This window comes from Lysinibacillus sp. RU7, assembly GCF_057837305.1.
This window is the reverse complement of record NZ_JBYQFK010000342.1, coordinates 1-231: the sequence shown is the minus strand read 5'-3', so window position 1 is coordinate 231 and position 231 is coordinate 1. Positions and strand designations below refer to the sequence as shown.

Genomic DNA, 231 nt, shown 5'->3' with positions numbered 1-231 from the left:
GCATTATGGATACCAACGAAGTGGACGTACCCTACGTCGTCGGCCAGACGGAGGCCGCCGCGCGGCAAATGATCGCGGACGCCGGGCTGAAGGTGGAAGAGCCCGTCGTTTATGAGGAGAAGAAGGACGTGCCCAAGGATACGGTGTTCGAGCAGAGCAAGACGAACATGCGCGTCAAGGAAGGTTCGTTTATCAAGCTGTTCGTAAGCTCCGGCCCCAGGCTGGAGGAAA

General features: G+C 58.4%; 1 protein-coding gene. It reads left to right on the top strand.

Features of this window, described 5'->3' with window-relative positions:
• The coding region (locus AC3II9_RS22640) for a PASTA domain-containing protein (protein WP_489159039.1) at window positions 1–231 on the top strand (231 nt) is incomplete at both ends.